The organism is Synechococcus sp. R55.8, from assembly GCF_047461895.1.
In the GTDB taxonomy this organism is placed as follows: Bacteria; Cyanobacteriota; Cyanobacteriia; order Thermostichales; family Thermostichaceae; genus Thermostichus.
The window spans coordinates 1-12,922 of record NZ_JANSIB010000089.1; the positions used below are offsets into that span (position 1 = coordinate 1).

The following is a 12,922-nucleotide window of genomic DNA, read 5'->3' on the forward strand; positions in this document are numbered from 1 at the left end:
ACCCAAGCTACAGAGAAGGGGTTTATCTTTCGCTGCCGGCTGCTCCAGCAAGATGGCTCTTGCGAGCCGGAGATTGGCACCAAAGCCTACGGCTACTTTCAAAACGAGGCCGAAGCTATTCTGGCGGGCATGGTCTGGATCGACCGGCAGCAACTGCCAGATCACCTAGACGGTCTACTGTTTGACAATGAGGAGCCGGAAGGTTAGATAGGGGCTTCTTCTCGCACCAGCCGCTCCCAACCCAAGCCTTTGAGGGCAGCATTGCGCCGCAGCGGTCGGGTCACCAGCTCCAGCAGAGCCTGGGTGTTGCCGAAGCCGTGGATCTGGGCGAAGGTGAACTCCACCGACCACTTGGTGGTTATCCCCCGTGCCTCTAGGGGGTTGGCGTGGGCCATACCTGTGATCACCAGATCCGGCTGCAGGGCCTTGATGCGCTGGATTTGGTTGTAGTTATCCGGCTTTTCTACGATGGTGGGCTTGGGCACTCCCATCTCTTCGCAGGTGCGCTCCAAGAGGGCCAGCTCAGCCGCTTGGTAGCGTTTGTCCATGTAAGGGATCCCAATTTCCTGCACCGTCATACCACAGCGCACCAGGAAACGGGCCAGCGAGATCTCCAGCAGGTTATCGCCCATGAAGAAAACGCTCTTGCCCCGCAGCAGCTCCCGATAATCCCGAACCTGGGGATGGTTCCACACTTCCGCTTCCCGCTCTGCCAAGCCTTGAGTTGGGATCCCCAATTCGCGGGCAATGGCTTCTATCCAGGCGCGGGTGCCATCCGGCCCGATGGGAAAAGGAGCGGTGATGAGCTTAGCCTTTTTGCGGCGTACCAGCGTGGTGGCTGTGCGGCTGAGGAAAGGATTCACCCCCACCACATAGGTGCCCGGCTTGATGGCCGGCAGCTCCCCATAGCGTTTGGCCGGCAACCAGCCGGAGACGCGGATCCCGTGTTTCTTCAGCTCCAGGGTGAGTTGGGTAACCACCGGATCGGGCACCGAGCCGAAGATCACCAAGGGAGGATGCTTGTGGAAGCCTTCCTCCTCTTTCTTTGTTCCAGAGCGGAGCCCGTAAAAAAGCGCCTGGAGACCCCCGCGGGTTTCCTGCTCCTCTGCCCGCACCTGCTCTGGGCAGCGTTGAGCCATCGAGGCCAAAACCGTGTCTTCCCCTTGGGTAAAAGCGTAGTCGAGGCCATTGGCCCGGGCCACCACAATCGGGATCCCGATCTCCCCTTCCAGCTTCTGGGCTAGGCCCTCCAGATCCATTTTGATGATCTCGGTGGTGCAGGTGCCGATCCAAACAATCACGCTGGGATTGCGATCCCGCTGAATTTGCAGGCACAGCCGCTTCAGCTCCTCATAGTCGTTGAGCTTGGCGCTAATATCCCCCTCTTCCAGCTCCGCCATGGCATAGCGGGGCTCGGCAAAGATCATCACCCCCATGGCGTTTTGCAGAAAGTAGCCACAGGTTTTGGTGCCGATGACCAAAAAGAAGCTGTCTTCAATTTTTTGATAAAGCCAAGCTACACAACTAATCGGGCAAAAGGTATGGTAGTTGCCGGTTTCGCACTGGAAGTTAAGGGCGTTGGCACTATCCAAAGCAGCATTCATGCTCGTCTCCTAAAAACATAAAAGAAGGGAACGTTGCCAACTAGAGGGCTACCAACTGGGGCACACCCACCAATTTTTCGCTGAGATCCCAAAGCAGTTTGGCCTTGGCATCGTCTGCCGCCTCGTCAGAGACTTCTTGGTTAAAGGGCTTGGCATTCTTGCGTTGCCGGTTACCCCAGCTCCAGTAGAATCCCGACCGACGAAACTCGGGATCGGCCACCACTTGGGCCACCCGCTCTCCGGCCAATTCCTCAGAAACAAATCCGCCCGTGATGTTTTTTTGAAACCAGGGGAAAAGTTTTTGAAACAGGGGATAGTGATGGCGGAACAGAGCCGTGGTGGCTACACACCCCGGATAGAGGGAGAGGAAGGTGATGCCAGTGCTTTCGTGGAAGCGGCGGTGCAGCTCGCGCATGGTGAGGATATTGCAGACTTTGCTGTCTTTGTAGGCTTTCACCGGATCGAATTTGCCGCCGTCCGCCATGCTGATGGGATCCTTAAAGCCCTGGGCAAATCCCCGCAGATCCCCCAGGTGGGGTTGGGGTGGGATCTTACCCCCCAGCTCTTTGGGATTGTGGGTAACCGTGCCCAAGATCACCAGCCGCCGATCCGGATAGGTGGAGCGTTTCAGATCCTCCAGCATCAAGTGGCAGAGCAAGAAATGCCCCAGATGGTTGGTGGCCATGGTCAGCTCATATCCTTCCGGGCTGCGCAAGGGCTGCTTGAGCAAGGGCATGTAGATGGCGGCATTACAGACCAAGGCGTCCAAGGAACGGCCCCAGTTGCGGAATTGCTCGACAAACCGCCGCACGCTGGCCAAGCTGGCTAGGTCGATCTGCATCAGGGTATAGCTGCCCTGGGGGATCCCCACTTGCTGGGCCGCCCGGTAGGCTTTGTCCAGATCCCGACAGGCCATCACCACGTGCCAGCCGCGCTTGGCCAAGGCCAAAGCTGAGTACAGGCCAACACCCGAGGAAGCTCCGGTAATCACGACGGTGGGTTGCTCTTGTCCTTGCATATCCAACTCCTGTGCCATTTCCTTCCCAAAGCGGGATCCCCAGGGATCCCTGCAGGATCCATCTTGGAGTGGAAAGCGGATCGGACAACAAATTGATAAGGTTTGCGACGGTTTTCCGAAACAGTGGCTTCATCTTTGGACACACTGCCCAAGCCGGCAGGGGATCCCTTACACCAAGGCCAGTTGGCGGGCTGGAGTGTTGTAAAAGTCGGAGAGCAAAGCAAACAGCTCCCGATCCTCGGCAGGTTGGGGCACGATCCCTTCCGGACGGGCCAGCAGCTCATCGGCGATGTTCAGGTAGTACTGGCAGACAGGCTCCAGGCTGGGATCGGTTTCCGCCATCTCGAAGAGGGTTTTGCCCTTGACCCGCGAGACGCGAATATCTTCAATGAGGGGAAGCACCTCGATAACCGGCATGGGAACTGCCGAGACGTATTTGTCAATCAGATCCCGCTTACTGGTGCGATTGCCGATCAGCCCGGCCAACCGCAGCTTGCGGGTTTTGGCCTTTTCTCGCACCGAGGCAGCAATCCGATTGGCGGCAAACAGGGCATCAAAGCCGTTGTCGGTTACGATCAGGCAGTAGTCGGCGTAGTTGAGGGGAGCCGCAAAACCGCCGCACACCACATCCCCCAGCACATCGAAGAGGATGACATCGTACTCATCGAAGGCGTTCAGCTCCTTCAGGAGTTTGACGGTTTCCCCCACCACATAGCCGCCACAGCCGGCCCCTGCCGGGGGCCCACCCGCTTCCACGCAGTCCACGCCGCCGTAGCCGCGGTAGATCACATCTTCTGGGTAGATGTCTTCGTGGTGATAGCCCTTGGCTTCCAGGGTGTCGATGATGGTGGGGATGAGAAAGCCGGTCAGGGTGAAGGTGCTGTCGTGCTTGGGATCACAGCCAATCTGCAAGACCTTTTTGCCCCGCCTGGCCAAGGCCACCGAGATGTTGCAACTGGTGGTGGATTTGCCGATCCCACCTTTTCCGTAAACTGCCAACTTCACAGCGCGTTCCTCCATGGGGCAGACAAGGGACATTATCGGCAGCCAACCCGCCCCCTGAGAACTGTTGCGAAGGATAAAGGTGGATCCCTCAAAAAGCTAGAAGTTCCCAGATCTTGCAAATGGTCCTAAGAAAGTTCCCAGGGCTTCTCAAGTCGATTTTTGAGGTTTTTCCCGATTTTAGTTTTAGATATACTTTCATCAGTGATCAAAAGAAAACAATTCCAGATGGCAATTCACCCAAATCGGGAAGGATTCAGCTATGCCATGGCGCTGATCCCGTCCTCTTGGCTTGTCGCTGAGGCAGGTCTGGGCTGAGAAAGAATCAAGAATGGTCTCAATTCTGGGGGGAAGGTGGGGAGAACCCTTCACTCTCAGGGATCAAAGGCAAAAGTAACTCGCACCGCTCCTGCAGAATCCACCTCGATCCTGCGCAGGAATTCCCGCAGGTAGGCACGCCGTTCGGTCTCGCTGAGGTCTTGCCAGAAGGGCGGGATGGAGAGGGTTTGGATGGTCTGGGTGAGGTTGGCGGGGGGGAGTTGCTCCAGCTTTTGGGCCAAGCGGGCCGTCTCTGCTCGCAACTGGTAGCGACGCTGGGCCAGAGAGGCTTCGTCCATCAGTCCAGATTGCTGTAGCTCTTCCAATTGCCGCAGCCGCTCGGCGTTGGCCTGGATTTGGGCTTGGAGCTCTTGGCGGACTTGGGTGAGGGCTTGTCGATCCAGCGTCTGGGCGCGTTGGGGCAGTTGTTCGCACACCTGCCGGATCACCTCCTGCAGGACTTCGGTGTAGGGGAGGCTGTAGCGACAGGTTTGGCAGCGCAGATAGAGGTAGAGGGATCCGTTCTTTTTCGCCTTGCGAGGGGTGGTTTGCACAATGCGCAGAAGGCTGCCACAAGCGCAGCAATGAACCAGGCCGGCCAAAGCGCGGGGAGCACTGGCGCTGCGACGCGGGATCCCTTGGTTGCGTTTGAGCCAGCGATCGATCTGGGCGGCTTCCGTGCGGCTGAGAAGGGCCGGGTGAGTGTCCCGCAGGGTGGTGCCGTCGGCATAGGCCAGATCCCCGCGGTATACCGGGTTGAGCAGCCAGTTGCGTCCGGTAGCCACAGAAATCCGCTTGTGGTGTTTTTCTTCCAAAAAGCGCACCGCCTGCCGCAGGGATCCGTAGAGGAGAAAGTGCTGGAAAAAATCCTGAACGATGCTGGCCTGCCGGCGATCCAGCACGTAGCGTTCCCCTTCGCGGCGGTAGCCAAAGGGGGCAGGGCCGGGGGGAGGCTTGCCCGCCAGGCGGTTTTGGGCTTGGCTGCAGCAGAGGCGGCGGCTTTGCAACTGATGGGGGATCTCGGCCAGCAGCGGGATCCAATCGGCAGCCTTGGTGGGGGTTTGCAGACCGGATTCGGTGACCAAGCTGAGGCGGATCCCGGAGTGTTGGATTTGCAGCAGCCGCTCGTGGATTTCATCCGCCCGATCCCCCAGATCCGACAGGCGCAAGAGCAGCACTTCCTGCACCCAGCCGGCTGTGATGCGTCGGAACAGCTCCTCCAGATAGGTTCGGGATCCCCAATCGTGCAGGATGGGATCGGCCCCTCGCCCCTGGAGCCAGGCCAACTCCTGTTCCGGCAAAGGAGCATGGGAAGGCGTGTAGAGGTAGCCGCAAACGCTCATGGACAAGCCATTCAACTATTGTCACCGCCGCTGCGCCAGAACGGAATCAAGCACCTGGCGAATGTTGCCCTGGGCCTGTTGCAAGTGCTGACGAGCTTCCTGAGCAGAGCACCCCATCAAGGCCACAAGGATGGCGGTTTTCACCTCTCCATCACAAGCCTGCAGCAATTGGGCAGCCGTAGTGGGATCCAGATCGCAGGCTAGGGCCACCATTCGCTCCGCCCGCTGCTTGAGCTTGGCATTGCTGGCCTGGAGATCCACCATTAGGTTGCCATAGGTCTTGCCCAAGCGGATCATCACTCCAGTGGAGATCGTGTTCAACACCAGCTTTTGGGCTGTGCCGGCTTTCATGCGGGTGGATCCGAGGATCACCTCCGGCCCCACCAAAGGGGCAATGGCAATGTCCACCTGCTCGGTTAGCGGGGAAGGGTGATTGCAGGCCAGGCCAATCGTGAGCGCCCCCATGCTCCTAGCGGCTTGGATCCCACCCAGCACATAGGGGGTACGACCGCTGGCAGCAATTCCCACCACACTATCTTGAGCTTGGAGGTGGAGACTCTCCAGAGCGCGGGCAGCCGCTTCCGCGTCATCCTCTGCGCCTTCTACCGCCTGGGTCAGGGCCCTTTCCCCCCCGGCGATCAAAGCCACCACCTGTGCGGGGGAAGTGCCAAAAGTGGGCGGGCACTCAGCCGCATCCAGCACCCCCAGCCGACCTGAGGTTCCTGCCCCGATATAGATCAGCCGCCCGCCGTGACGCATCCGCTGGGCAATGGCATCGATGGCTTGGGCAATCGGCTCTGCTTGAGCAGCCACCGCTTCCGGCACCCGCCGATCCTCAGCGTTGATCCGTTTCACCAGTTCCCAGGTGCTGAGACGGTCGATCTCGGCTGTAGCCGGGTTGGGGCTTTCGGTCAGGGATCCGGGATCCCAAGCCAATTGTGGAGAAACCATGGCAGCGCTTGTCCAGGCAAGAGGGATCCGCCTTCAGGGATCCTACACTTTGTCTTCTCGGATTCTATCGGTGGCAGGGGGCTCTCCTGAGGGAGCAGTGGAGGGAAAAACTGCGCCAACAGCACCACAACAAGGGCAAGGAGCACCAAGCCGGCCCCCTTCGCCAACGTCCATTCAACCAAAACCTCTGCCAGCGGAAACGCAGCGCGGCCATTCTCCAAAGATGCCCCCATCACAAGCGGCGACCAGCCCAAATACGCCTCAGTCGGCAGCCCAACCGGTGAATTGACGAAGGCGAGCGCCGCCTAGTGGCGGTACTCTAGAAGGTGTTCTAAGGACTCCGTCCCGCTACTGCGATGAGTAAGTCCATGCAAGCGATGGCAAGGACTCCGTCCCGCTACCGCGACCAGCCTGCCCTGCGCATCTTGATCGTGCGCCATGGTGAGAGCACCTTTAACCTGGAAAATCGCATTCAAGGCCGCTCCGATCTCTCCCGGCTCACCCCCACTGGAGAAGGGCAGGCGCAGCGTGTAGCCGAGGCCCTGGCCGGGATCCCGTTGGATTGCGCCTATTGCAGCCCCCTGTCTCGCGCCCTCGATACCGCTCGCGTCATTTTGAAAGACCGAGAAGGGATCCCTCTGCACGTTACCGATCAACTGCGGGAGATCGACCTGACAGCCTGGGAAGGGCTGACCTTTGCCGAGGTGCAGGAGAAATACCCCGAAGATTACCATCTGTGGCGGCACCATCCCGACACCCTGGAGCTAGAGGGCCGCTTTCCGGTGCGGGATCTCTGGCAGCAGGCGCAGGGGTTTTGGGAAATGCTGGCTTTCCATCTGCAATCGGCTTCGGGCCCCTGGAACCATGGAGCGGATCCCTCCCCAAGGCAGCCCCTCAATATCCTCATCGTGGGCCACAGCGGCATCAATCGCGCCCTGGTCAGCACCGCTATCGGCCTGGGGCCACACCACTATCACCGCCTCGGGCAGGATAACTGCGCCATCAGCGTTCTCAATTTTCCCGAGGGCCTGCAGGGGCCGCCACAACTGGAATCTCTGAACATCACCGCTCACCTCGGCCAAGCCCTGCCCAAGCGCAAGCAGGGGATGCGCATCTTGCTGGTGCGGCATGGGGAAACCCAATGGAACCGAGAGCGCCGTTTTCAAGGGCAGCGGGATATCCCCCTCAATGCCACCGGGGAGGAACAGGCAGCCAAGGTGGCAGAATTTTTGGCCACTCAACCTCTGCAACTGGCCTTCTCCAGCCCCCTGAAGCGCCCTTGGGCCACAGCCGATGCCATCTGCAGCAACCACAGCAACCTCATTTTGCGCCCAATGCCCGACTTGCAAGAGATCTGCCACGGCGACTGGGAGGGCAAGCTGCAAAGCGAAGTCGAAGCCGAATACCCCGGCGAGCTGGAGCGCTGGCAACGGGATCCCGCCAGTGTGCAGATGCCCAATGGGGAAAACCTTCACCAGGTGTGGGAGCGCACTCGCTCCGCTTGGCAGGAGCTTTTGGCCATCACCGCAGCCCAGTTTCCTCAGGGCACAGCGGTTGTTGTTGCCCACGATGCCATCAACAAGGCGATCATCTGTCAGTTGTTCGACCTTTCCCCCCAAGCCTTTTGGATCTTCAAGCAGGGGAATGGCGCCATTACGGTGATCGACTATCCAGAAGGCAAGGAGGGTGCCCCGGTTTTGAAGGTGTTGAACCTCACCACCCATCTGTCCGGCCAGATCTTGGACTGCACCACCGCTGGAGCTTTGTAAAGATGGGCTCATCCCCTCTCCGCGAGCTAACAGGACGACTAACAGGACAAAATGTGCATCTCCAGGGAGTGCGCCTGTTGGATCCTTGGCGTCAGCGGGATGAAGTAACCGATGTGTGGTTGCAGGAGGGTCGTCTGCGGACCACCGAGCCGGCAGGGATCCCTGCCGATATCCCCGCCATCAATGGCTCAGGTTGGGTGGTGGGGCCGGGTTTGCTGGATCTGTATGCCCACAGCGGCGAGGGGGTTGGCAACGGTCGCGTAAGCGGTGCGGAGCACTTTCTGGCCCACAGTCGGGAAACCCTGACCTCTTTGGCTGCAGCGGCTTTGGCGGGAGGCTTTACCCAGGTGGGGCTTCTGCCCACCCCCCTTCCCGGAAGCGGCTTTTTTCCGGTGCTGGATCGCCCGGAGCACTTGAACCGCTACCCCCGCCAACGTGGGGATCCCCGCTGGCTGCCCTGGGCTGCCCTGAGCGTGGGTGGCCAAGGAGAAACTCCAACCCCCTGGGGAGAACTGGCGCAAGCGGGAGCAGTTGGCTTTGCAGAGGTTCAGCCACTGCGCTCCTTGGCTTTGGTGCGGCGGGCTCTGGAGTATTTGCGGCTGGGGAAGAAACCCCTGCTGCTCTGGGCCTGGGATCCCACCTTGGCCGGGCAAGGTAGCCTCTACGAAGGGATCTGGGCGCTGCGCCTAGGGCTGAAAGGGATCCCTGCCAGTGCTGAAACTGCCGCTCTGGCCCGCCTTCTGGAGATGATCAGGAGCGTTCCTTCCCCCCCGCCCGTGCACATCATGCGCCTGAGCCAAGCCCGCAGCCTGGAGCTGATCCAACAGGCCCAAGCAGAAGGACTGCCGGTTACCGCCAGCACCACTTGGATGCACCTGATCTTGTCCGAAGAGGCCGTCCTTGAGCATCGCTACGATCCCCACCTTCGTCTCCTGCCCCCTCTTCCCAGCGCCGGCGACCGAGAGGCTCTGATCGCCGGGATCCGTTCCGGCAACTTGGGGATCGCTACGGATCACCACCCCTACACCTACGAAGAGAAAACCCTGCCCTTTGCCGATGCCCCGCCGGGGGCGATGGGCCTGGAGCTGGCTCTGCCGCTGCTGTGGCACCATTTGGTAGAAACGGGATCCCTGACGGCGCTGCAACTGTGGTCTGCCCTCAGCCTGTACCCGGCCCGCTGCCTAAACCTAGATCCGCCCACCCTTACCCCCCACAGCGACTGGGTGCTGTTTGATCCCACCCACCCTTGGACGGTTTCTGTTGCCACTCTCCACTCCCGATCGCCAGCGACTCCCTGGCTGGAGAAAACCCTGTGCGGCAAAGTGCTGCACACCCATGTTGAGGAGATCCCCTCCGGCAGCTCCACCCCTCGATCCTGAAGAAGGCCGACAAGACCTGTCCGGCGGATGTTTAAGGACTCCGTCCCGCTAGCGCGAACAGAGTCCGCTTGGAGAAAGAGCCAATTCAAAATAAAAAAATAATGATCAAGACCGAGATCCGCTTGCCTCAGTGGGACAGAGTCCTTAATTCAAAAATTCAAAACTCCCCGGCCAGAGCGGCTACGCAACGCTCACACAGCTCTGGATGCTCGGCAAATTCCCCCACACGGGTGGAATAGTTCCAGCAGCGCACGCACTTTTGGCCGTCAGCCGGAAAAACAGAGATCTGCAAGCCTTGACCTGAGGTTTTCTCCAGTTCCACCTGTGAGGTGATGAACAAGTAGCGCAACTCGGCAGCCCGCTCCTGCAAAAGAGCGTATAGGCCGGGATCCGCTACCTTCAGAATGACCTTGGCCTCGGTGGAAGCGCCGATGGGCTTAAAGGACTCCGTCCCGCTAACGCGACCGGTACGGGCTTGCTCCAGAGCCTTGTTCACCTCTTGGCGCACCTCTCGCAGCTGCTCCCAAATGGCCGCCAACTGGGGATCCCGCCAGTGCTCCGGCAGCTTCATCCACCCCCCCTCAAACACCGAACGGGTGGGCTTGGGATAGGGTAGATGGCTCCAAATCTCTTCGGCCAGGTGGGAGAGAACGGGGGCGATGGCCTTGGCCAAGTTCTCCAGCAACAGGGAGAGCACCGTTTGACATTGGCGCCGCCGTAGACTTTGGGCATGGCTAATGTAGAGGCGATCCTTGGCAATATCCAGGTAAAAGTTGGAGAGATCCACCACACAGAAGTTCTGAATCGCCTGGAAAAAGCGGTAGAACTGATAGCTGGCAAAAGATTCGCCGATCTCGGATCCCACCTCGTGCAGGCGGTGCAAAATGTAGCGGTCTAGCTCCGTCAAGGCTTCAAAAGGAACGGCATCCTGAGTTGGATTGAAGTCGTAGAGGTTGCTCAGCAAAAAGCGAGCTGTGTTGCGGATTTTGCGATATACATCCGCCATTTGCCCAAGAATGGTCTTGCCCAGCGGCACATCCCCGGAGTAGTCCACACTGGAGACCCACAGGCGCAGCACATCCGCCCCGTAGGCGGGATCCGTCTGGGGATCTTTGCCGCCGTTAATTAACACCATCGGATCGATGACATTGCCCAGGGACTTGCTCATTTTCTGGCCTTTCTCGTCCAGCACAAACCCATGGGTGAGCACCGCCTTGTAGGGGGCATGGCCGTTGACGGCCACGGAGGTAAGCAAACTGGATTGGAACCAGCCCCGGTGTTGGTCGGAGCCCTCCAAATACAGATCCACCGGGTAGCCCAGCCCTTGGGCCTTGGCCACCGCTGCCCAGGAGGAGCCGGAGTCAAACCAGACATCCATGGTGTCTGTGCCCTTGCGGTAGGTGCGGCCATTGCGGCGGTACTTCTCCGGCAGCAACTCCTCCACCGGGCGCTGCCACCAGGCGTCGGATCCCTCCTGGGCAAAAATGGCCTTGATGTGGTCGAGGGTCTCGGCGGTGAGCAGAACCTCGCCGGTTTCTTCGTCGTAAAAGACGGGGATGGGCACGCCCCAAGCCCGCTGGCGGGAAATACACCAATCCGAGCGCTCCGACACCATAGCAGTGATGCGGTTCTCCCCGATGGCCGGGATCCATTTCACGGTTTTAATGGCCTGCAGGGCCAGCTCCCGGAAGCCAGCTACAGACGCAAACCACTGCTCGGTGGCCCGGAAAATCGTTGGCTCTTTCGTGCGCCAGTCGTAGGGATATTTGTGGTTGTAGGGCTCTTCCTTGAGCAAAGCCCCCGCAGCCTGCAGAGCCTGGATGACAGCAGCATTGCCGCTGGTCTCCGGCTTCTTGGAGAGCACATCCAACCCGACGAACTGGGATCCGGCCTCGGCGGTAAATCTCCCCTGATCGTCCACAGGGCTGAGAATGGGCAGACCATACTTTTGGCCGGTTTTGAAGTCATCTTCCCCATGCCCCGGAGCTGTGTGCACAATGCCGGTGCCGGACTCGGTGGTGACATAGTCCCCCAGCACGCAGAGGCTGGCGCGGTCAAAGAGGGGGTGCCGTCCTTGACTGTATTCCAGGGCGGATCCCGGCAGGGTGGCCTTGATCTCCAGAGGCGTCTCCAGAACCTTCTCCAGCCGCTCCCGCAGATCGGCGGCGATCAACAGCAGGCCGAAGCGGGGAGACTCCACCACTGCATAGGTGAGCTTGGGGTTAAAGCAGAGAGCCAGGTTGGCCGGGATCGTCCAAGGGGTGGTGGTCCAGATGGCTGCCCGCAGGCCCGGCATGAAAGGCTCCAAAACCGGCTGCGCCGCCGGGCTGAGGCTCTGCAGGGGAAAGGCCACGTAGATGCTGGGGGAGATGTGGTTGTCAGGGTACTCCAGCTCCGCTTCCGCCAGAGCCGTCTGGGAGCTGGGGCTCCAGTGGACGGGTTTGAGGCCGCGGTAGATGTAGCCCTTGAGGGCCATTTGTCCAAACACCTCAATTTGTGCGGCTTCGTACTCCGGCGACAGCGTCAGGTAGGGCCGATCCCAGGATCCCCATACCCCCAGGCGCTGAAAACTGGCCCGCTGCACATCAACGTAGTGCAGGGCGTACTCCTTGGCTTTTTGTCGCAGCTGCAGAGGGGTGAGGTTTTCCCGCTCCTGCGGGGTGAGGCTTTGCAACACTTTCAGTTCGATGGGCAGGCCGTGGCAATCCCAGCCGGGCACGTAGCGCACCTTGCGCCCTTGCAAGATGTGGTACTTGTTCACAATGTCCTTGAGGATCTTGTTGAGGGTGGTGCCCATGTGGATATCGCCATTGGCGTAGGGCGGTCCATCGTGCAGGACAAAGGGATCCCCAGGATTGTGGTCGGCAAGGCGCTGGTAGATTTGCTCTTCCTGCCAAAAGGCTTGAATGGCGGGTTCTCTCTTGGCGGCCTCTGCCCGCATGGGAAACTGAGTTTGGGGCAGGTTGAGGGTACTTTTGTAGTCCACGGCAACTCGAGCCAACTAGAGGGCGTCCTTCTATCCTACGCTGTTGCCTTATCCTCAGCAGTCCATCCCTCACCCCTCTTGTGGGACAGGGGATCCGAAGCCCACGGTCACCCAGAGCGCCTGGAGCTCTCAAACGGCTCCAACAAACCACCGCATGAACTCCCTGATCGAGAAAACAAGAAAAGATTTGTGCTAGTCTCAGGGTGTCGTTTAGTAAGGGAGGTTCCTGCGGATGCCAGATAGTAGTAGTTGTAAGGGTCGTCAAGTTGGGTTCAGCCGGCTGTGCGCCGGGGCTGTTCTCTAACGGTCTGAACTTAGATCCTTCAGTCTGCTGAAGAGTCTTCGCGTTCTGGCTCGCTTGGAGTTCCTCCCGGCAGTCAGGTTCCAGTTGAAGGCCCGCTAGACCGCTCTTTCCCTGACCGCCTGTTGTTGCCTTGGGGGTGGGAGAGAGCGGATAGTTTTGCAGATAGCTGTAGCGGGGCTTGGAATGGACGGGCGTGTAAACTACCCGGCTCCGACCGCTAAGCGGTACGGAGCGGGCTTTCAGTAGCC

Annotated in this window: 9 protein-coding genes; 3 read left to right on the plus strand and 6 right to left on the minus strand. The window is 59.7% G+C overall.

The window, feature by feature from the left end; genetic code table 11:
- A partial coding sequence (locus tag NW829_RS09480; RefSeq protein WP_414416956.1) for a hypothetical protein occupies window positions 1–207 on the plus strand: 207 nt, incomplete at its 5' end.
- Here the strand turns inward: NW829_RS09480 and NW829_RS09485 are convergent.
- The 5 genes from NW829_RS09485 to murQ all read right to left on the minus strand — a co-directional run bounded on the left by NW829_RS09485 (window position 204) and on the right by murQ (window position 6,236).
- Window positions 204–1,604: a ferredoxin:protochlorophyllide reductase (ATP-dependent) subunit N gene (locus NW829_RS09485; protein ID WP_414416957.1), complete on the minus strand. Its 1,401-nt coding sequence runs from the start codon at window positions 1,602–1,604 to the stop codon at window positions 204–206. The genes NW829_RS09480 and NW829_RS09485 overlap by 4 nt on opposite strands.
- 40 nt (window positions 1,605–1,644) lie before the next feature.
- Window positions 1,645–2,622 (minus strand): protochlorophyllide reductase, encoded by a 978-nt coding sequence (locus NW829_RS09490; protein WP_414416958.1) that lies wholly within the window; start codon window positions 2,620–2,622, stop codon window positions 1,645–1,647.
- Window positions 2,623–2,790: 168 nt separating this feature from the next.
- Entirely contained in the window at window positions 2,791–3,627 is an 837-nt protein-coding gene (gene bchL, locus NW829_RS09495; RefSeq protein WP_041437180.1) for a ferredoxin:protochlorophyllide reductase (ATP-dependent) iron-sulfur ATP-binding protein, read from the minus strand.
- Between the two features lie 371 nt (window positions 3,628–3,998).
- Window positions 3,999–5,285, minus strand: coding sequence for a recombinase family protein (locus NW829_RS09500; RefSeq protein WP_414416959.1), 1,287 nt, complete (start codon window positions 5,283–5,285; stop codon window positions 3,999–4,001).
- Window positions 5,286–5,306: 21 nt separating this feature from the next.
- Complete coding sequence (gene murQ, locus NW829_RS09505; RefSeq protein ID WP_414416960.1) at window positions 5,307–6,236, minus strand: N-acetylmuramic acid 6-phosphate etherase; 930 nt, start codon at window positions 6,234–6,236, stop codon at window positions 5,307–5,309.
- Window positions 6,237–6,592: 356 nt separating this feature from the next.
- On the opposite strand from murQ, the gene NW829_RS09510 reads away from it, so the two are divergent.
- Together NW829_RS09510 and NW829_RS09515 are read left to right on the plus strand one after the other, a co-directional pair.
- Window positions 6,593–8,005: a histidine phosphatase family protein gene (locus NW829_RS09510; protein WP_414416961.1), complete on the plus strand. Its 1,413-nt coding sequence runs from the start codon at window positions 6,593–6,595 to the stop codon at window positions 8,003–8,005.
- A gap of 2 nt (window positions 8,006–8,007) precedes the next feature.
- A complete protein-coding gene (locus tag NW829_RS09515) occupies window positions 8,008–9,384 on the plus strand; it encodes a dihydroorotase (protein ID WP_414416962.1) in 1,377 nt (458 codons plus the stop codon).
- Window positions 9,385–9,541: 157 nt separating this feature from the next.
- Here NW829_RS09515 and ileS read toward each other — a convergent pair whose 3' ends face one another.
- Complete coding sequence (gene ileS / locus NW829_RS09520; protein ID WP_414416963.1) at window positions 9,542–12,385, minus strand: isoleucine--tRNA ligase; 2,844 nt, start codon at window positions 12,383–12,385, stop codon at window positions 9,542–9,544.
- Between the last annotated feature and the right edge of the window lie 537 nt (window positions 12,386–12,922).

Bases quoted from the DNA above. Each gene is read 5' to 3' on its own strand.
- NW829_RS09490 (WP_414416958.1), bottom strand. From the start codon at position 2,622: ATGCAAGGACAAGAGCAACCCACCGTCGTGATTACCGGAGCTTCCTCG.
- NW829_RS09500 (WP_414416959.1), bottom strand. From the start codon at position 5,285: ATGAGCGTTTGCGGCTACCTCTACACGCCTTCCCATGCTCCTTTGCCG.
- NW829_RS09515 (WP_414416962.1), top strand. From the start codon at position 8,008: ATGGGCTCATCCCCTCTCCGCGAGCTAACAGGACGACTAACAGGACAA.
- NW829_RS09485 (WP_414416957.1), bottom strand. From the start codon at position 1,604: ATGAATGCTGCTTTGGATAGTGCCAACGCCCTTAACTTCCAGTGCGAA.
- NW829_RS09510 (WP_414416961.1), top strand. From the start codon at position 6,593: ATGAGTAAGTCCATGCAAGCGATGGCAAGGACTCCGTCCCGCTACCGC.
- murQ (WP_414416960.1), bottom strand. From the start codon at position 6,236: ATGGTTTCTCCACAATTGGCTTGGGATCCCGGATCCCTGACCGAAAGC.